At 39.1% G+C, this 19,347-nt stretch carries 16 protein-coding genes; 10 read left to right on the forward strand and 6 right to left on the reverse strand.

The annotated features are described in order from the left end of the window. The 3 genes from EAF07_RS03860 to EAF07_RS03870 form a co-directional block, all read left to right on the forward strand. On the forward strand, window positions 1-281 hold a 281-nt coding region (locus EAF07_RS03860; protein WP_142925587.1), incomplete at its 5' end, for an LPXTG cell wall anchor domain-containing protein. A 543-nt stretch (window positions 282-824) separates the two neighbouring features. After that, window positions 825-2,483 (forward strand): carboxylesterase family protein, encoded by a 1,659-nt coding sequence (locus EAF07_RS03865; protein WP_121834978.1) that lies wholly within the window; start codon window positions 825-827, stop codon window positions 2,481-2,483. A 710-nt stretch (window positions 2,484-3,193) separates the two neighbouring features. Then, a complete protein-coding gene (locus EAF07_RS03870; protein WP_121834979.1) occupies window positions 3,194-5,104 on the forward strand; it encodes a beta-glucoside-specific PTS transporter subunit IIABC in 1,911 nt (636 codons plus the stop codon). A gap of 765 nt (window positions 5,105-5,869) precedes the next feature. On the opposite strand, the gene EAF07_RS03875 is transcribed toward EAF07_RS03870, so the two are convergent. After that, window positions 5,870-7,051 carry a hypothetical protein gene (locus tag EAF07_RS03875; protein WP_121834980.1) on the reverse strand — a complete coding sequence of 394 codons (1,182 nt, stop codon included), beginning with the start codon at window positions 7,049-7,051 and terminating at the stop codon, window positions 5,870-5,872. A gap of 336 nt (window positions 7,052-7,387) precedes the next feature. Here EAF07_RS03875 and EAF07_RS03880 point away from each other — a divergent pair, with 336 nt between their 5' ends. From EAF07_RS03880 to EAF07_RS03895, 4 genes are all read left to right on the forward strand, one after another. Next, on the forward strand, window positions 7,388-8,008 hold the full coding sequence (locus tag EAF07_RS03880; protein WP_121834981.1) for a phosphate-starvation-inducible PsiE family protein: 621 nt from the start codon (window positions 7,388-7,390) through the stop codon (window positions 8,006-8,008). 126 nt (window positions 8,009-8,134) lie between these two features. Beyond that, complete coding sequence (locus EAF07_RS03885; protein WP_121834982.1) at window positions 8,135-9,484, forward strand: glucose-6-phosphate isomerase; 1,350 nt, start codon at window positions 8,135-8,137, stop codon at window positions 9,482-9,484. A 650-nt stretch (window positions 9,485-10,134) separates the two neighbouring features. Further along, the gene (gene dapD / locus EAF07_RS03890) at window positions 10,135-10,833 is read left to right on the forward strand and encodes a 2,3,4,5-tetrahydropyridine-2,6-dicarboxylate N-acetyltransferase (RefSeq protein WP_121834983.1); all 699 of its coding nucleotides are present in this window, start codon (window positions 10,135-10,137) and stop codon (window positions 10,831-10,833) included. Window positions 10,834-10,881: 48 nt separating this feature from the next. Next, window positions 10,882-12,009 carry an N-acetyldiaminopimelate deacetylase gene (locus EAF07_RS03895; RefSeq protein WP_121834984.1) on the forward strand — a complete coding sequence of 376 codons (1,128 nt, stop codon included), beginning with the start codon at window positions 10,882-10,884 and terminating at the stop codon, window positions 12,007-12,009. A 1,016-nt stretch (window positions 12,010-13,025) separates the two neighbouring features. On the opposite strand, the gene EAF07_RS03905 is transcribed toward EAF07_RS03895, so the two are convergent. Continuing rightward, window positions 13,026-14,354, reverse strand: coding sequence for an MATE family efflux transporter (locus tag EAF07_RS03905; RefSeq protein WP_121834986.1), 1,329 nt, complete (start codon window positions 14,352-14,354; stop codon window positions 13,026-13,028). A 300-nt stretch (window positions 14,355-14,654) separates the two neighbouring features. Here EAF07_RS03905 and EAF07_RS03910 point away from each other — a divergent pair, with 300 nt between their 5' ends. The 3 genes from EAF07_RS03910 to EAF07_RS03920 are packed head-to-tail and all read left to right on the forward strand — an operon-like array spanning window position 14,655 to window position 16,174. Then, the gene (locus EAF07_RS03910; protein WP_121834987.1) at window positions 14,655-15,200 is read left to right on the forward strand and encodes a 5-formyltetrahydrofolate cyclo-ligase; all 546 of its coding nucleotides are present in this window, start codon (window positions 14,655-14,657) and stop codon (window positions 15,198-15,200) included. Beyond that, a complete protein-coding gene (locus EAF07_RS03915) occupies window positions 15,175-15,864 on the forward strand; it encodes a rhomboid family intramembrane serine protease (RefSeq protein WP_425452081.1) in 690 nt (229 codons plus the stop codon). The genes EAF07_RS03910 and EAF07_RS03915 overlap by 26 nt, the downstream gene beginning before the upstream one ends. Before the next feature lie 13 nt (window positions 15,865-15,877). Next, entirely contained in the window at window positions 15,878-16,174 is a 297-nt protein-coding gene (locus tag EAF07_RS03920) for a DUF4298 domain-containing protein (RefSeq protein WP_121834988.1), read from the forward strand. Between the two features lie 87 nt (window positions 16,175-16,261). On the opposite strand, the gene EAF07_RS03925 is transcribed toward EAF07_RS03920, so the two are convergent. Genes EAF07_RS03925 through EAF07_RS03940 form a run of 4 tightly spaced genes read right to left on the reverse strand, consistent with a single transcriptional unit; the run spans window position 16,262 to window position 19,227 of the window. After that, window positions 16,262-17,137, reverse strand: coding sequence for a cysteine ABC transporter substrate-binding protein (locus EAF07_RS03925; protein WP_121834989.1), 876 nt, complete (start codon window positions 17,135-17,137; stop codon window positions 16,262-16,264). A gap of 22 nt (window positions 17,138-17,159) precedes the next feature. Next, window positions 17,160-17,906: an amino acid ABC transporter ATP-binding protein gene (locus tag EAF07_RS03930; RefSeq protein WP_121834990.1), complete on the reverse strand. Its 747-nt coding sequence runs from the start codon at window positions 17,904-17,906 to the stop codon at window positions 17,160-17,162. Window positions 17,907-17,909: 3 nt separating this feature from the next. After that, window positions 17,910-18,587 (reverse strand): amino acid ABC transporter permease, encoded by a 678-nt coding sequence (locus EAF07_RS03935; protein WP_121834991.1) that lies wholly within the window; start codon window positions 18,585-18,587, stop codon window positions 17,910-17,912. Then, window positions 18,547-19,227: an amino acid ABC transporter permease gene (locus tag EAF07_RS03940; RefSeq protein WP_121834992.1), complete on the reverse strand. Its 681-nt coding sequence runs from the start codon at window positions 19,225-19,227 to the stop codon at window positions 18,547-18,549. Before EAF07_RS03940 ends, EAF07_RS03935 begins: the two co-directional genes overlap by 41 nt. Between the last annotated feature and the right edge of the window lie 120 nt (window positions 19,228-19,347).

A 19,347-nucleotide genomic window follows, 5' to 3' on the forward strand; every position in this document is an offset into this window, starting at 1 on the left:
CGAACAAAGTAACAGTTGTTCCACCGAGTCCAAATCCACCAAAACCACCGGTTCCAATCAACCCACCTACTCCAAATAATCCGCCTTCAGGTAATACCCCACCACCAGGTGAAACACCACCACCAGGTAATACACCTCCAGGCAATACCCCACCAACACCGCCAGCAAACCATAAACCAAACTTGCCAGCAACTGGTGATAGCACTACCTACCTTGCGGTAGTTCTAGGAGTTATGAGTTTAGGTTTAGGTGCATGGGTTATGAGAAAGAAACGTGACTAAAGAGAAGGCATAAGCGATAGCTTAAACTTCTAGAAGCAGAGAAAACTCATTCTCGCTTGATTAGAATGTTTCCTTAAAAAGAGAGAAGACCAAATGAAAGGTCCTCTCTCTTTTTTGTACCATTGGGATATTGGTAGTGAGTAAGCGCCCAATAACAGAGTATATTGAACCTTCCAAAGTCTTTGTTGACTCTGGAAGGTTTTGTTTATCTACAATTTTTTTGAATCGTGTCAGACATGGCCAATAAGCCTCTAGCACCTCTTTTTTTTGCGAGTATCTCCACATTTGGTAGATGTTCTAGAAGATAAGTGATGTATTTTTTTGCTTATATGATGACATAGGGGAGCGATTTTATGCTCTTTTAAAAACGCTTGCAAAAGAAAGCGCTTTATAATAAAATAGAAGTGTAAATAAGGATTGTTACTGGTAAGCAGGCAAAACCTAGAAATTTCAATATACAGTCGCTATTTTTGGTCGTACTGTTATTTGGATTTTCTAGGTTTTTTGGTTTGCCATAACAGCCCAATATAAGGAGGCAATCTTATGGATTGGAAAAAACTTATGGCTCTAGGACTGTCAAGTATGGTTCTAGTGGCTTGTTCTAACGATGGTTCGACGGAAACAAAGCAAACCTTCAATCAATCATTGACGCAAACCATTGCTAGCGGTAGTCTTAAAGGTAAAGAAGACTCAGATAATAAGGCGTTAGAATGGTTAGGGGTTCCGTATGCCACAGCAGAGCGCTGGCATGCGCCTAAAGAAGTTGCTAAATGGAAAGACACTTATGATGCTACTCAGTATGGTGAAAAAGCACTGCAATTTTCAAACGGTGAAGTTACTGGTAGTGAAGAAGCATTAAACTTAGATGTAGTCAGACCAAATACGGATGAAACAGAATTACCTGTCATCGTCTTTCTCCATGGTGGAAATAATCAAACGGGCCATGCACAAGAGATTAAAGGAAACACTTTGGTTAATGACCTGAATGCGGTTTATGTTTCTGTCAATTACCGCTTAGGTCCTCTTGGCTTTAATCCGCTGGAGGCTTTGAAAACTGGAAGCGATGAGGAAAATTCAGGGAACTATACTTTATTAGACATTGCTGCTGCTCTTGACTGGGTCGAAGAAAACATTGAGTCTTTTGGTGGAGATGCTGATAATGTCACCCTTACGGGTTTCTCAGCTGGAGGACGAGACGTCATGGCTACCCTGATTTCGCCATTATTTAAAGGGAAATATGACAAAGCCATTTCTTTTAGTGGTGGGATGACACTAGCTGATACCAAGGAAAGTCAAGATATTTTCGCGACAGCCATTGCCCCATTAGTAGTAGAAGATGGCATTAAAGCGACCGAAGAGGAAGCAAAGAGCTGGTTACTAACTTCAGATGGAGAAGTACTAGAGTATTTAAAATCTGTCTCTGGAGATCGTCTGGTTGCTCTTATGGGTAATGCCATGATCCGAATGAAGGCATTCCCTCATCTTTATAAGGATGGGGTGGTTATACCTGAGGAAGGGTTTGAAAGCAAGACCTATAATGATGTGCCTATCATGCTAATTACAGGAACAAGTGAATTCTCATTATTCTCAGCTTTTGACCCACGCTTTGCCAAAGACTTTTCAAGTGGTGATTTGTTTAAAAATACTAGTCAATTAGCGGAATTAACCTATGCAGAGACTTACGGTAGTGCCTTGTATCGTCTATCAAATGGTGTCGAAAGTGCACGTCAGATGGCTGCTAATTACAAATCGGATATCTTTATCGGTGAGATTGCCTATGGTGATAATACTGAGGTGACGCCAACTTTAGCAGCTTCACTTGGAGCCTTCCATGGCATTTTTGAACCGTTACTTCAACAACCGTCAAACTATGCCACTTTTATTGGAGAAGACTTTAACACAGAAGGGGCTCAGGATTTAGCCAAACAATTCAAACATTATCTGAAACAGTTTGTGAGAACTGGCAATCCTAATGAGAAGTCTTTGACCAATTGGACAGCTTGGACGGCTAAAAATAACGTGCTTCGTTTAGATGCAGATCAAAAGAAAGCCATTATAGAAGATACCGTTGATACAGAAAACGCAGAAGAGATTCTCAAGAAAATGACAGAGGACACGACGTTACCTTCTGATGTGAAGCAAGAACTCGACACTACGGTTTTGAATGGACGTTGGTTTAGTACGGTGGTTGACAAGAAATAGAAATAAGGGATAGCTCTGGGCTAGATGATTAGCTTAAGGGCTATTTTTTGCTAAATTCCCAAACTAACTTCCACCGTCTGTTATACTTAACAAAAATCAAAAATTACTTTTTTGCTTCTTTCTTAAAAGTGCGGACGCTCCAAAGGTCTGGGAGACCTTTGGAGGTGGGAAATAAGACGAACAGAGTTCGTCACAGTCGATAAGGTTTGGGAAACCTTTTTAGGTGGGAAATAGAGCTGACGAAGTCAGTATCGCAACCTCCTTTGGAGTTTCATTGCTACTTTTTGATCCCAGGTCTCAAAAAGTCCGTTATAATCAAGAGTTTACTCTTGATTATAATACCACCATGGCGAAAGAAGCGCTGGGAAATTGATACCTTTATTGGTCCTTGAGTTTGCTCAATATGCTAATTTTGATTTTGGTTGAGTATTAAAGTGGAACTTACTTTGGGAAATTACCAGGCTATTTTTTAAAATGTTTTCAAAAAAAACGCTTGCAAAAGAAAGCGTTTTAGGTTATAATTTAAACATAGTTAAGGATTGTTACTGGTAAGCAGGCAAAACCTAGATAAATGCAAAATAACAAGTTACCTTTTTGGGGTACCTGTGTTGTTTGGTATTTGTTTAGGTTTTTTCTATTTTGCCTAGCAGTCCGTACCATGTTTAGACCTGATCACCCTAAACGAATCACAAATCAAAAGGAGATTCCCCATGGCTAATAAGTACACAGAATTAGTTACGGATATTTTAGAACATGTTGGTGGTAAAGAAAATATCACCTCAGTTAAGCATTGTGTGACACGTCTTCGTTTTCAATTGAAAGATGAGTCAAAAGCAGATGACGATTACTTGAAAGCTCGAGATGGTGTCGTGACCGTTGTTAAAGCAGGTGGGCAATACCAAGTTGTTATTGGTAACCACGTCCCTGATGTTTATGCTGAATTTTTGAATGTTAGTGGTTTATCAGGTTCAGGAAGTCTAGATGTTGACGAAGGTGATGCTCCTAAAGGAAATCTGTTTGATCGCTTTGTTGACTTGATTTCGGGTATTTTCCAACCTTCTCTAGGTGCACTCGCAGCTGCAGGGATTATCAAAGGTGTTGTTGCTATTTTGGCTGCAACTCTTGGTTGGAGTAATGCTAATAGTGCGCTATATGCAATCTTAAATGCTGCTGGAGATGGTTTCTTCCAATTCTTACCAATCGTATTAGCGTATAATGCAGCCAATAAATTCAAAATGAATCCATTTACAGCTATGGCGATTGCAATGGCTTTGGTTTACCCAACACTTCCAACTACTGTTACAGCTCTAAAAGAAGCTGGACTAGATCATGTCTTTGGTATCCCATTCCAATTGCCATCAGCTGGAAGTTACCTTTCTACAGTAATGCCAGTTCTTTTGGCCGTTTGGGTAGGATCACATATTGAGAAAGTAATGAAGAAAATCACACCAGATGTGGTTAAAGTTTTCGTGGTACCATTTGTAACAATTATTCTAACTGTTCCATTGACTTTCTTGGCTGTTGGTCCAGTAGCTAATATGGCTTCAGATTTCTTATCAGCGACATTTACAGCTGTTATGAACTTTAGTCCAATCTTATATGGTATTTTACTTGGTGGTTTATGGCAAGTTCTTGTCATGTTTGGTCTTCACTGGGCCATTGTGCCACTTGCTCTTCTTCAATTCTCTCAAAATGGATGGTCTACTATTTTGATTGCTGCTGCTCTTCCAAACTTTACACAAACAGGTGTTTTAGCAGCTATTATGCTCAAAACCAAAGAGTCAAAAGTAAAATCTGTGGCAATGCCAGCCTTCATTTCATCAATCTTTGGTGTAACAGAACCAGCAATCTATGGGGTTACTCTCCCAATGAAAATTCCATTCTATATCTCATGTGCGGTTTCAGCTCTTATCGGAGCAGGCCTCTCATTCTTTGACCTTAAAAACTATGCAATGGGTGCAATGGGTGTCTTCATGTTCCCTGGATACGTTAGCCCAACAGAAGGTATGACACCAATGTTTATTCTAATTGGATTTGCAGTAGCAGCTATCGTTATTTCATTTGCTATCCAAATGGTTGTTCCAGTTCCTTACCTTTACGGTGGACCTGAAGCTGCGCCTGCAAAAGCTGAAACCATTGAACCAGTAGCAGAGCTTAAAGAAGCTCAACAAGAAATCATTGCTAGTCCGCTTATCGGTAAACGTGTTGCCCTTACTGATGTTCCTGACCAAGTATTTGCTTCAGGAGCAATGGGGAAAGGGATTGCGATTGACCCAACAGATGGTTTAGTAGTTGCACCTGCTAAGGCAGAAGTAACCCTTCTTTTCCCAACAGGTCACGCCATCGGTCTTCGCACTGAAAATGGTGCTGAAATCCTTATCCATGTTGGTATGGATACTGTTTCTCTAGCAGGTAAAGGCTTCAAGTCATTCGTCGCTGTGGGTGATAAAGTTGAAGCGGGTCAACAATTGCTTCAATTTGACCTTGACACTATTCGTTCAGCAGGTCTCCCAGTCATCACACCAATCATTGTAACCAATACAGGCGATTTTGACGACATCCTTACCACTCAAGAATACAACTTGAATGCAGGAGATTACCTATTGACAACAGTCAAATAATAATAACTTAAGCAATTGCCTAATTCTTCATTTAGAGAGGAGGAAGGCAGTTGTTTTTCTCTTAAAATCACTCGTTATCACGTTAGTTTTACAACGGAATTGCTGAGTTTTGAGGTCCGAACAAGCCTATGGTGAAAAATAGAGATTGTCACCTCCCCTTAAGTAGCATTTTTTTAGCAATGACTATATTTCTTGTTACAGTGAGTTTCTAGGAAGTAATTGAATTAAAGTGTTATTCGTTATGTAGCAATAGCTAAAGATATTCTTGTACTTATAGAATTCACTGTGATAAGTCATATTGACTTAAAATTTTTGGCGACAAAATTTAGAAAAAATACATAAGAAAAAACGAATGACTGATAACTGGCCTTTTTGACCAAATGCAGACATTCGCTTTTTTATAGTGTCTTAGCTTTAAAATAGTAAACTCGTTTAATACTTAACAAAAATCAAAAATTACTTTTTGTTTCTTTCTTAAAAGTGCGGACGCTCCAAAGGTCTCCTAGACCTTAACGATTGAGACGAACTTCGTTCGCCTTATTCCCCACCTCAAAAGGTCTCCCAGACCTTTGGAGCGCCCCACACCACATTAGGAGAAGTGCTAACAAAAATACTAAATAAAAACTAATTGATTTTAGTACATTGATTTTTATCTAAAAAATTATTTCGATAATCTTTATAGCTTCTAGTAAAGTTTTTATGACTAGTAAGATGAGTGTATCAATACTCTATATGTATTGGTAGTAAACTCTCTATTTTTATAAATTAGTGATAGCGTTTTATTATATAAGCCAAAAATGGTAAGACACCTAGAGCTCCTAGAAGTGATATCATCACTGAAGATAAACCAGATTCTAATGAGTTTGCTTGTGGCAATTTCTTCATTATCCGACGTAGTGTCGCTTTACTTTCTTTGAAGTTGAGGTTTTTTTGTTCTTGTTTAATGGTTTCTTTAGAGTTTATCATTGATTCTGATGAATTTGTATGCTCGGTGTCTTGATTATTATATTTTGATTCAAGATGTGTTTGCTCAGTTTTATAAGATTGAAGTTGTAGTTGAGGCTTTTTTGTTAATGTTAGCATTTCCTCCTTGTTCATATCAGGTGTTTTAACTTCCTCTTTGTGAGGGATCTCTTGCTGATGTCCCAAATCTTGCTTACGCTCTAAGAAAGCCAATTCTTCTGAAGAAAGTGGTTGACCTTTATCAAACTTCTGTTGGAGTAGTTGTTCTATTTGTTTCAGACGTTTATTAATAACTTCCCAGAAATCTTCATTTTGGGCAGGAGAGTTGTCATTCTCAATTGATTCAGTATTATCAAGCGATGCCGTTTGCATAGGACCGAAATAGTCTAGGTACTCTAGACTTTCATGCGATTCAACATTTTCAAGATTTTGACGAAGCTCTTGTTCAATCTGTTTTAAACAATCGTCAATATCTTTCCAGGAGTTTTCAGAATTTGTATGCTCGCCTTCTTGGGGATGTTGACTATTTTGCTGATATTGATAGTCTTGTTGACGGCATTCATATTCTTTAAGTTGTTCATAAGCTTGCTTGAGTTCTTTCTCCCTTAGACTATTTTTGTCTTCCTTAACTTCTAATGTTAAAACTTGTGATATCATTGCTGGATCAAATTTTACTTCTACTACATCTCTATTTTGATCAATTCCTTCGCAGGGTTTCTTTTCGCTTGAACTTTGGATGTCAGACTCGTTATTTTGACGAAGTGAAGCCACAACGGTATCTGTATCTTCTGTTAGAGATTCAATGGTTAAGTCAATTCCGTTATCAGTAGTCACTTGAGTTGCCAAATTCCCTGCCTCATCTGCATTCACCGTTGTTGGTATCAGAATACCACTAACTAATACAGCAGCTAACATTGTACTACTGACACTGCCCCATGCTTTTTTTCGTTTAATCGTTTTGATACGATGCACAGTATTTTTCATGAGCGCTTTGCTCCTTTATTTGTTTTCGACTATAGTTTACAACCTTTTGGAATCTTTACAAGGGGGAAGAAATAATTTTGCCTAAAGCTAAGATAGATTTAAGGTTATCTAAATATTCTTAATGATATCTTTATATTTTATGCTTCTTGTAGTTATTTTTTATAAAGTAAAGCGACACTGTTTATCAAGAAAATAGTTAATTCATATCGTAGTTGATAATGTTGCTTACGACGCCATTTAAGTTGAGTTTTACAATTACTATTATAGAGAGTCTATACTCGCCAATTCAGTCAAAATAGGATAAAATAGAATAAAACGTTTCCAGAAAGGCTTCTCATGCGCAAATTTATCCAGACGACTCTTTATGAATTATCTTTCTATGTGGAAATTCTGATTTCCATGATTTTGGTGCTAGTCCTCTTAGCCTTGACTGGACGGTTGTTTATTGATTTGTTTTCTGTGTTTAGCAGCCACGCAACGATTGGTGATTACCTTCAAGAATTTCTTAATCAAGCTATGAGCATTGCCATCGGTGTTGAGTTGATTAAAATGCTTAGTAAGCATACGTCAGGGACCATTATCGAGGTCTTGCTCTTTGCGGTAGCGCGGCAACTTGTGATTTCGCACGGTTCAGCACTAGACACGCTTTTAAGTGTTTTGGCAATAGCTGCGCTGTTTGCGACACGTAAGTACCTGTTTACCAGCTTTGATGATGCTAGTAGTATTATTGTCCGTGGAAGTCAAAAAGTTCGCTTGGTAAATGTGATTGCCAAAGTAAATCTTAAACCTACTGAAAAAGGAGAGTTACTCAGAGACTTCATGGTACGATACTTAGAAGCCGAAGAAAAAACAGTGGCTATTGGCGCCTCAGTTTATTTTACGGATGTCGCTTTACGAATTGATAGCATGAAATCTGGACAAATTACGCGTGTGGAAGTGATTAAGTCCTCAATGTGATTTTCTTGAAAATTTCTGAAAAAAATGAAAGTTGGATGAAAATTTAATGAATGTAAGAAAAAGATTGAAAAAAGAGTGATAAAGCGATATCATAGTATATGATTTAGATATTTATAGGAGAATAGCATGTCACATATTACATTTGATTACTCAAAAGTTTTAGAAAAATTTGCTGGTCAACATGAGATTGACTACTTGCAAGGTCAAGTCTCAGCAGCAGATAAATTATTGCGTGAGGGAACTGGACCAGGTTCAGACTTCCTAGGATGGATTGACCTTCCAGAAAATTACGACCGTGAAGAATTTACTCGTATTCAAGCAGCTGCTGAAAAAATCAAGTCAGATTCTGAAGTCTTGGTTGTTATCGGTATCGGTGGGTCTTACCTTGGTGCGCGCGCAGCTATTGATTTCTTAAGCAACCATTTTGTAAACCTTCAAACAGCTGAAGAGCGCAAAGCCCCACAAATCCTTTATGCTGGAAACTCAATCTCATCAACTTACCTTGCTGACTTGGTTGAGTATGTTCAAGATAAAGAGTTCTCAGTTAACGTGATTTCAAAATCAGGTACAACAACTGAGCCTGCGATTGCTTTCCGTGTCTTCAAAGAGCTTTTGGTTAAAAAATACGGTCAAGAAGAAGCTAACAAACGTATCTATGCGACGACTGATAAAGCTAAAGGTGCTGTTAAAGTTGAAGCTGACGCTAATGGTTGGGAAACATTTGTGGTTCCAGATGACATCGGTGGCCGTTTCTCAGTCTTGACAGCAGTAGGACTTCTTCCAATCGCTGCGTCAGGTGCTGATATCACTGCTCTTATGGAAGGTGCAGCAGCAGCACGTAAAGAGTACTCATCAGATAAAATCGCTGAAAATGAAGCATACCAATACGCAGCAGTTCGTAACGTCCTTTACCGTAAAGGTTACTCAACTGAGATTTTGGTCAACTATGAGCCATCACTTCAATACTTCGCAGAATGGTGGAAACAATTGGCAGGTGAATCAGAAGGGAAAGACCAAAAAGGGATTTACCCATCATCAGCGAACTTCTCAGCGGACCTTCACTCACTTGGTCAATACATCCAAGAGGGTGCTCGTATCATCTTTGAAACAGCTATCCGTGTTGACAAACCACGCAAAAACGTGATTATCCCAGAACTTGCTGAAGATCTTGATGGCCTTGGCTACCTCCAAGGTAAAGATGTAGATTTCGTTAACAAGAAAGCAACAGACGGTGTGCTTCTTGCTCACACAGATGGGGATGTGCCAAACATGTTTGTGACCTTGCCAGCGCAGGACGAATTCACATTGGGTTACATCATCTACTTCTTCGAGCTTGCAATTGCTTTATCAGGTTACCTCAATGGTGTTAACCCATTTGACCAACCTGGTGTTGAAGCCTACAAGAAAAACATGTTTGCCCTTCTTGGGAAACCAGGATTTGAAGAACTTTCAGCAGAATTAAACGCACGTCTATAATTAAGACTAATCTCTCCTTTTTTGAGGAGGGATTTTTTGCTAGTAGAGTTGTAAAGTTCGTCAGAATTTACATTAAGATGTGACCTCTTTATGCAAAATTCCACTCGGCCTCTTTTTATACTTATCCAAAATCAAAATTAGCATTTTAGAACCTCTAATACTTTTGATGGACTACCGAACGAAGTGAGGCTAAAATGTTTCTTTCGCTATAGTGGTATTCATATCGAGAGTTTACCCTCGATATGAACGGATTTTTTGGGAGAACTACAGAAATTGAGAATCAATTTCGTAGTAGTTCCCCCGCAAGGATGATTAGGTTGGACGCTGTTGAGTAGTCGACAAGTACAGCCAATCATCTACTGCGATAGAGGGCTCAAAAAATAGCAATGAAACTCCGTAGGAGGTTGCTTGCGTCCGCACTTTTAAGAAAGAAACAAAAAGTAATTTTTGATTTTTGTTAAGGATTAATTTCCAAATTTTCAGACAATTTGTTATAATAGTAAGCACATAAACTTGAAATTGAAAGGACTGGAGTGTTTAGTGAGGGAGAGTTGCAGTAACTGTTCTTTTGCTAAAAGTGTCAAAAAAAGAGTGAATAGCTTACCTGTCTCTTTTTTCTCGCTTTGGTAACACTCTAGGGGATTTTAACTATGACAGCGCAAAAAATGTCTGCTCAGGAAATTATTGCTTTTATTGGAAATGCTGTGAAAAAAACGACTGTAAAGGTAACGTTTGAAGGTGAATTGGCGGGAGCTATTCCTGCTGAGGTAACTAAACTTGGTAATGTTCTGTTTGGTGATTGGAAGGATATTGAGCCACTACTTGCGAACTTGACTGAAAATAAAGACTATGTGGTTGAGCAAGATGGCCGTAATTCAGCTGTGCCATTGCTTGATAAACGGAATATCAATGCTCGTATTGAACCAGGTGCCATTATTCGTGATCAAGTAACTATCGGTGATAATGCGGTTATTATGATGGGGGCTGTTATCAATATTGGTGCTGAGATTGGTGAGGGAACCATGATTGATATGGGAGCAATTCTAGGTGGTCGTGCAACGGTTGGTAAAAATAGTCATATCGGTGCTGGTGCAGTCCTTGCTGGCGTGATTGAGCCTGCTTCTGCTGAGCCTGTTCGTATTGGTGACAATGTGCTTGTCGGAGCAAATGCTGTCGTTATCGAAGGTGTTCAAGTAGGTAATGGTTCTGTCGTAGCGGCAGGTGCTATCGTGACTCAGGATGTGCCAGAAAATGTTGTTGTAGCAGGCGTTCCTGCACGAGTTATCAAAGAAATTGATGCACAAACGCAACAAAAAACAGCGCTTGAAGACGCTCTTAGAAATTTGTAATAACTAAAAAGGTTGAGGAAGCTCAGCCTTTTCCCTTAAGGAGATAGTATGTTAGATTTAATTAAAACACGTCGTGACTTGCATCAAATTCCTGAGATTGGCTTGGAAGAATGCAAGACACAGGCTTATTTGCTAGAACGCATTACCGAAATCACAGCTGGCAAATCATTTGTGGAGCAGCGCCTTTGGAAAACAGGGATTTTAGTCTTTTTACATGGTTCGTCTCCGATGAAAACCATTGGTTGGCGGACGGACATTGATGGGCTTCTTATCACTGAGGAGACGGACTTGCCTTTTTCCAGCCAACATGAAGGGCGGATGCATGCCTGTGGGCACGATTTTCATATGACGATTGCTTTAGGGCTTTTGGAGAAAATGGCAGAGCAACAACCTAAAGAAAATATGCTTTTCCTATTTCAACCTGCAGAAGAAAATCTGGGTGGGGCTAAGCTCATGTATGAAGATGATGCTTTTAAAGATTGGTTGCCTGATGAATTTTATGGGCTTCATGTTCGACCAGATTTTAAGGTGGGAGATATAGCAACTAACCGTTCAACACTTTTTGCTGGTACCTGTGAAGTCTATCTAACTTTTAAAGGAAAAGGTGGGCACGCAGCCTTTCCACACCTTTCCAATGATGCCTTGGTAGCGGCAGCTTATTTTGTAACCCAGGCTCAGACAATTGTGAGTCGAAATGTTGACCCTATCGAGGGAGGTGTTGTGACTTTCGGTGCTATGCACGCAGGGGTGACAAGTAACATCATTTCTGAGACAGCCAGTCTTCGCGGAACCATTCGTGCCTTGACGCAGGAGATGAGCTTGCTCATGCAGGATCGCGTCAAGACCATAGCACAGGGCGTAGCGGTTAGTTTTAACATGGAAGTTGAAATCGAACTCCGTCAAGGGGCTTGGCTTCCTGTGGAAAATCAACCTGAACTAGCTGATGAGCTAATGGCTTTCTTTGGACAAAGCAGTGCGGTCAATCTGATTGATTGTCCTCCAGCAATGACTGGTGAAGACTTTGGTTACTTACTACAAAAAGTTCCTGGTGTCATGTTCTGGTTAGGGATTGATACTCCTTACCCGCTCCACCATGCCAAAATGAGCCCTGATGAAACAGCTCTGCCCTTTGCCGTAGAGGAAATTTCAACATTTTTGAGTTATAAAGTTCAGTAAGATAATTATATAAAGAGAGAGTAGGATAGAAGTTATAAGTTCAAAGAAAATAGCTTCCGTCCGCTCTTTATTTTTTACATTTAGACTGAGGTTAGGGCAAAAATATCTCAACTTATACTCATCCAAAATCAAAATTAGCATTTTAAGTAAAATCAAGAACCAATAAATGGCTTGATTTACCAGAGCTTCTTTCGCCATGGTGGTATTCTTATTAGTGAAACTGTCCAGTGGACAGTTTTAGCCCAAGCTCAGAAATAAAAGAGTGAGGGGAATTGGCTTGATAAGAACGGATTTTTGGGAGAACTACAGAAATTGAAAATCAATTTCGTAGTAGTTCCCCCGCAAGGATGATTAGGTTGGACGCTGTCGAGTAGTCGACAAGTACAGCCAATCATCTACTGCGATAGAGATAAGCTCAAATCTAGCAATGAAACTCCGTAGGAGGTTGGGACACTGACTTCGTCAGCTTTATTTCCCATCTCAAAAGGTTCCCCCAACCTTTTGAGCGTTCGCACCTTTTTAGAAAGAAGCAAAAAAGTAATTTTTGATTTTTGTTAAGTATTAATGCTAATAACAAATTGAAGCAGTGGGTGATTAGAAATCCTGAAACTGGATATTTTTTATTTTCAAGTATCCACCTAGAATACCCACTGAACTATTCTTGCTCTTTAGTACCACGCATCGTTAGTGGCCGTCCTATACGACTGTGACGGTTTTATACCTAACTTCAAAAGCCTTTAAGACTTTTTGATTAAACAGTAAGTGATGATAAAAAAGCGTACTTGTTTAAACATGGAATGACTATTGGTCAAGTGGAATCATCTATTTGAGAAATCTGAAATGAATGCCAAAAAGCGAACAAGCCCCTCGGAGTGAGGAGCTTGTTCAGGAGATTTATGAAAAAGTGGGAAATTAGGAGATTTCCCAACCACTTAAGGAAGTGGTGATTAGGATATTTATATCATAACGTTTTATTGTTAAGATAAGGTTAAAAAAACCTAAAACTTTCCTAAATTTTAGTGATATCGCAATTTTTTTGCCAAAATGAAGCTACTTGGAGCTAAAATGATAACACTTCCTAACCAAGCGGCGGGGCTTGCACTGGCAACGCCGTAAAATCCAAAGTAAATCATGCCGATAATGGCGACACCAGCTCGCATGATGAGCTCCATAATACCAGCAAGGGTTGGAACAAATCCTTTGCCGAGACCTTGGATAAAACTTCTAAGGATAAACAAAATGGCTAAAATCCAGTAACAGAAACCATTGATAGTGAAATAAATCAAGGCAAGGTCAAAAACCTCTTTACTACCATTTGATAGGAAAAGTCCCGAGAAGAAATCGTGGAAATTTACGAGGATAATGGCAAAGATGATGGACCAGATGATATTAATTACCAGAGATTGTTTAAGACCTTCTAAAATGCGACGGTATTGTTTAGCTCCGTAATTTTGGGCGGTAAAGGTTGAGACAGCAAGACCTAGATTCATCATTGGTAACATGGCAAGTTGGTCGGTTTTACCGGCAATAGCCTGCGCTGCGATAGCATTTGTCCCTAGTTTATTTAAAACGACTTGAAGCGTAATAGCACCCAGTGCGATGATACTGGCTTGAAAGGCCATTGGGAAGCCTAAGCGTGCATGGATGTTTAAATTTTTCCTGTCCAAATGCCAATCACTTTTGTGAATATGAAGTTGAGGCACCGCTTTTTTAATGTGAATGAAAAGGAAGAGGACAGAAAAGGCTTGAGCGATGATGGTTGCAAGACCTGCCCCGAAGACTCCCATGTGGAAATTAAGGATAAAGCTGAAATCTAGAATGATATTGATGATACAGGCAATAATCAGAGCATATAGAGGCGTTTTTGAGTCTCCGAGACTGCGCAAAATGCTGGAGAGATAGTTGAAAAGGATGGTGAAAATCATACCTCCAAATATAGCTATTAAAAAGTTTTGCGAATGTTCGATTAGATTCTCTGGTGTCTGCATGAGTATCAAGAGAGGACGCAAGCCAAGTAAGGAGATACTACTAAGGGTGATTCCAGTTAGTAGGGCATAGAACAGTCCATGGACAAAACTTTGCCGAATACCAACATCATCCTTGGCACCGAATTTTTGAGCTGTGATAATCGCTAATCCACTGGTAAGACCTTGAGCAAATCCTAAAATTAAAAAGGTAATACTCCCAGTTGCCCCCACACTAGCAAAGGCGTCTTTTCCTAGGGTGTGACCTACAATCATACTATCAGCGAAATTATAGGCCAGCTGAAAGAAGCTTCCTATCAATAGCGGAATGGTAAATAATAAAATAACCTTAATCGGTTTTCCTTTTGTTAAGTCTTGCATATCCCAGAACACCTAATATTATGCGTATCTAAACTATACGCCAATCTTTCTACAAAATAATATCTCCGGTCAGTATTTTACGTTTTCGTCGTTAGAATTGCAAGAAGAAAGTCGTTAAAAGATGTTTTTTTTCGTTTTTGTATAAATTTGTTTTTTAATTCTTGAAAAAGTTGTCATTGGTTGATGAAGACGCTTCGTTTAAAGGGTTTTGAGCTGGTCTAAGGAGAAGCATAAATTTTGTATAAAAAGGGGACAAAGATTTTTCATGAAAAAAGTAATAAATCATGATATGATGTGAACATGGACAAAAAGAAACTTAGGACGACAATGTTAACGATGTTAAAGTCGCAAGATAGGGAGTGGAAATCACATTATGATAAACGATTGGCAGAACGCTTATTTCGTTTACCGATTTATCAAACAGCGACAACGATAGCGGTTTATCTTTCATTTGATTTTGAATACGACACCACTCTGGTGATTGAAAGAGCTTTGGCGGATGGAAAAAGGATTGTGATTCCTAAAACCTATCCAAACGGCAAAATGATTTTTGTTGACTACGATCCCACGGCGCTAGTAGCCTCTTCCTTTGGGGTGTTAGAGCCTGTGAGTAGTCAAGAAGTAGTTAAAGAGACGATTGATTTGGTGGTGGTTCCAGGGGTTGTTTTTAGCAATCAGGGCTACCGCATTGGTTATGGGGCAGGTTATTACGACCGTTATTTGAAGGATTATCTGGGTGAGACTATCAGCCTCATTTATCCTAGTCAGCTCAGCCATTTTCAACCACAAAACCATGATATTCCCGTGAAAGGATTACTTTATGAAGACGATACAACAGACATTTAGACAAAGTCCTGTGACAGCGACGCTTTTGTCTTTGACCATAGGCTATTTTCTCCTGATTCAGCTTCTCTTTTGGGGGAAGTCGACAACAGCTGTTTCTATCTTGAGAGCTGGCGGGATATATGGCGCTTACTTGCACTTTTATCCAGCAGAGCTGTGGCGCTTGATTTCTCCCATCTTTATTCATATTGGTTGGGAACACTTGATTATGAATGCTATTTCGCTTTATTTTGTGGGTGCAATGGCAGAGCAGTGGTGGGGAGTGTGGCGTTTCTTAATGCTTTACCTTCTTTCGGGGGTGATGGGAAATGTTTTTGTCGTCTTTTTTACTCCTGATGTTGTGTCTGCAGGAGCCTCCACATCAATTTTTGGGATGTTTGCAGCCATTTCTGTAATCGGTTATTTTGGCAGAAATGCCTACCTCAAGCAAGTAGGGCAAAATTACCAAGTTCTCTTAGTCATGAACCTTGTGTTTAATGTCTTTATGCCAAGCGTCAGCATAGCAGGACATATTGGTGGAGCTATTGGTGGTGGTCTGTGTGCCGTTTTTCTGACCACTCGCTTTGACCGCTTTATATTTAAACAATCTCAGAGAATGTTGGCCTTGGTGGCTTATGTTGCCCTACTCATCCTGCTCTTAGGAATCGTTTTTGTGAGACCATTATAATTGAGGAAACAATATGACTGAAAATGATAAACAGCTGATTGAAACTATGGAAGCAAAATATGACGCCTTTAATTCAAAACTAGAGGCACTGAGAAAAGCCGTAGAGGATTTTCAAAATCACTATGATGATTATATCGCCTTGAAAGATTTTTATGGTAGTGATGACTGGCATAGACTTTATGACCAACCTCATGACGACGTCAAATGTGGAGTCCTAAGTCAGGATCAATTATTTAACCTCGTCACTGACCATAACGATCTCCTCAAAAACTTCTTAGAACTTGCCCCTAGCATGTATAAGAATATGTGAGGAAATTAGTCACTCAATATTGGAATAAAAAATAAGGCTAGGATTTTATTCTTAACCTTATTTTTATTGGAGATTTTAAATAGAAAATTAATCGAGTTTTCCACCTTCAACAACAATTTCATCTGGTTTGGCCTGATCACCGTAGACAGGGTGAAGGGTTTCTTCGTAGTTCTTGTGGAAGAAGTTTTCTGCCACGAGGCCTTCGATGTGTTTGTTGATGTAGTCTAACAGTTCAGTGTTTCCTTTTTGAACAGCTGGTGCAATGGTATCAACATTTCCAAGAGAAGTAATACCGACTTCAAATCCTTTATTTTCAATAGCCCAAGCCAGAACTTCTGTGTTATCTGTTGAAAAAGCGTCGCCACGTCCGTCAAGGAGAGCTGAGTAAGCATCACTGTACTGGTCAAATTTGATTAATTCTACTTCTGGGAAGTTTTCAGAGAAATAAGTCTCAGCAGTTGTTCCTTTAGCGACAATCAATTTTTTACCGTTGAGCTGCTCTGCGTCTGTGATGACCTTACCTTCTGGTGAAACAACACCGAGAGATACTTTCATGTAAGGATGGGCAAAATCTACCTGCTCTTTACGTTCATCAGTGACAGTGAAGTTTGCTAGGATGACGTCAACTTTAGCAGATGTTAAAAATTCCACACGGCTGGCAGCTTCTACTGGGACATATTTTACTTTGACTCCGAGGTCTTTTGCAAGTCGGTTACCATAGTAGACATCGTATCCTTGGTAGTCTCCGTTTTCGTCAACATAACCAAAAGGTTTTTTATCACTAAAGACGCCGATAGAAATTTCTCCACTTTTTTTGATATCGTCTAGTGTACGAGCTTTGGCAACACTAGGTGCATTGGTAGATGAAGTGCTTTGTTTATCTGAGGATTTATTAGCACAAGCTACCAAGAAAAATGTTGTAACAAAAGCTAAAATAACAGTTAAAAGATTTGATTTTTTCATAAATAATACTCCTTTTTAGATATTATGCGATTTGACTAAAGTCAAAGACGTTTAGAAAGTCACGTGCTCTTTCAGTTTTAGGATTAGTAAAAAATGCTTCTGGAGTGGCTTCTTCGATAATTTTTCCCTTATCCATAAAGATAATACGGTCTGCAATAGCACGTGCAAATTGTAATTCATGGGTAACGATGATCATTGTCCGTTTTTCATTAGCTAGGTCACTGATGAGTTCAAGGACTTCTCGAACCATTTCAGGGTCTAGAGAAGCAGTCACTTCGTCAAATAAAATAATTTCTGGATGCATGAGTAAAGCACGTATTATAGCAACCCGCTGCTTTTGACCGCCAGATAATTGCCTTGCAAAGCTGTGCTTTTTATCCAATAAGCCAACCCGATTGAGAAGTTGTTCAGCTTCCTCAATAATACTAGCCTTAGGTTGTTTGGTTACCTTGCTAGGAGCCAAGGTAAGATTTTGTAAGACATCTAGGTGAGGAAATAACTCGTAGTTTTGAAAAACCATTCCAATTTTTTGCCGAACCAGATGCAGGTTTTTGGTATTGTTGATTAAAGGATTTCCGTCTAAGAGGATTTCCCCTTTTTGGATGGTTTCGAGACCGTTAAGGCAACGTAGTAAGGTACTTTTTCCACAGCCAGATGGACCTAGAACAACGACAACTTCTCCTTTTTTGACTCGAAATGACAAGTCATGAATAATGGTCTGGTCATCGAAGGTTTTTGTGAGATGAGTGATGATTAAAGTATCTGTCATGACTTAGTCCTTCCAATTGTTTTCTAAATAACTTGCAAATTTTGAGATGGGATAACAGGAGATAAAATAAAGTATTAGGATAACTCCGTAAACCCAGAGTGCTGCTGAGGGATATCCAAGGCGATTGCTTTCGATGATTTGTTGTCCTGTTTTAACCATTTCGACAACTCCGATTAGTACGATTAAGGATGTGGTTTTAATCATTCTGGTAACAAGATTGATGGCTTGTGGGAGTAGACGCCGTAACATTTGAGGAATTAGAATATGGCGGTAGACCTGATTTTTTGAGAGTCCTAGTGCTAATCCACTTTCTATCTGATGACTAGGTAAGGAAGTGATTGCTCCTCGTACTAAATCTCCGATCTCTGCCGTTCCCCATAAGGAGAAGACTAAGATTGCAGCAATCTCTCCGGACATGTTTATATTGAATGCTCTTGCTAATCCAAAATAGATTAAAAAGAGGAGAACGAGCTGTGGCATAATTCGGATAAATTCCAGATAGGTTTTGGATAATAGTCTTATTGTGAAATGATGCGAGGTCATAATAATGCCAAAGATAGTCCCCAATACGAGAGAAATTAAGACTGACACCAAGGCAATGCCAAGTGTAATGCCCAATCCTTGTAATAACCGTAAAAAATTATTTCCCTGAAAGAGAACTTGTAGACCCAAATCCTGCATAACGTAGCCTCCTTTCAATTAGACTAAGGATAATAGAAAGAGGAAGTAAAATAATCAAGTAGGAAACCACCAGCATTAATAGAGCTTCGTCCGTTTCATAATAAATACCAATCAATTCTTTTGCTACATACATTAAATCCGCTAGTGCAACAATTGAAAATACAGATGTTTCCTTAATTAAGAAAATCACATTAGCACTGATAGATGGCAGTGAAATAGCTAAGGCTTGCGGCCAAATAATATAAACAAATACTTGCCAAGATTTAAGACCTAGAGCAGTAGCAGATTCTTTTTGACCAAGACTAATAGCTTCCATACCACTGCGGAAAGATTCTGCCATATAAGAGCCTCCTAAAAAAATGAGCCCAATAATGGCACAAGCTTCAGACGATAGGGTCAGCCCAATCTTAGGCAAACCAAAGTAGAGAAAGAATAGTTGGATGAGGAGAGGTGTGTTTCGAGAGAGTTCAATATAAGCGCCAGCTACTTTACTAATAAGAGGAATCTTAAAGTAACGAATGAGACTGATAAGCGAACCGATTACCAAGGAACCTAAAATCCCCAAAAATGCCAAGCGAATGGTTAATAAAAATGCCTCTTGATAGAGTGGGATATTCTCTTGTATAAAATCCCAATTCAACTGTTACCACCACCTTTAACTAAAAGATGAATTTAGTTTAGCATAGATTTAATCATAAGAATAATAGATATTTTTAAAGGCAGCTATAAATAAAAACTATTGGATTTCAAAATATTAAAA

Origin of the sequence: Streptococcus hillyeri, assembly GCF_003686955.1 — a bacterium.
Taxonomy (GTDB): Bacteria; Bacillota; Bacilli; order Lactobacillales; family Streptococcaceae; genus Streptococcus; species Streptococcus hillyeri.

Coding starts and splice junctions, on each gene's coding strand:
- EAF07_RS03870 (WP_121834979.1), top strand. CDS start 3,194: ATGGCTAATAAGTACACAGAATTAGTTACGGATATTTTAGAACATGTT.
- EAF07_RS03925 (WP_121834989.1), bottom strand. CDS start 17,137: ATGAAAAAATCAAATCTTTTAACTGTTATTTTAGCTTTTGTTACAACA.
- EAF07_RS03875 (WP_121834980.1), bottom strand. CDS start 7,051: ATGAAAAATACTGTGCATCGTATCAAAACGATTAAACGAAAAAAAGCA.
- EAF07_RS03930 (WP_121834990.1), bottom strand. CDS start 17,906: ATGACAGATACTTTAATCATCACTCATCTCACAAAAACCTTCGATGAC.
- EAF07_RS03865 (WP_121834978.1), top strand. CDS start 825: ATGGATTGGAAAAAACTTATGGCTCTAGGACTGTCAAGTATGGTTCTA.
- EAF07_RS03910 (WP_121834987.1), top strand. CDS start 14,655: ATGGACAAAAAGAAACTTAGGACGACAATGTTAACGATGTTAAAGTCG.
- EAF07_RS03895 (WP_121834984.1), top strand. CDS start 10,882: ATGTTAGATTTAATTAAAACACGTCGTGACTTGCATCAAATTCCTGAG.
- dapD (WP_121834983.1), top strand. CDS start 10,135: ATGACAGCGCAAAAAATGTCTGCTCAGGAAATTATTGCTTTTATTGGA.
- EAF07_RS03880 (WP_121834981.1), top strand. CDS start 7,388: ATGCGCAAATTTATCCAGACGACTCTTTATGAATTATCTTTCTATGTG.
- EAF07_RS03905 (WP_121834986.1), bottom strand. CDS start 14,354: ATGCAAGACTTAACAAAAGGAAAACCGATTAAGGTTATTTTATTATTT.
- EAF07_RS03885 (WP_121834982.1), top strand. CDS start 8,135: ATGTCACATATTACATTTGATTACTCAAAAGTTTTAGAAAAATTTGCT.
- EAF07_RS03935 (WP_121834991.1), bottom strand. CDS start 18,587: ATGCAGGATTTGGGTCTACAAGTTCTCTTTCAGGGAAATAATTTTTTA.
- EAF07_RS03920 (WP_121834988.1), top strand. CDS start 15,878: ATGACTGAAAATGATAAACAGCTGATTGAAACTATGGAAGCAAAATAT.
- EAF07_RS03915 (WP_425452081.1), top strand. CDS start 15,175: ATGAAGACGATACAACAGACATTTAGACAAAGTCCTGTGACAGCGACG.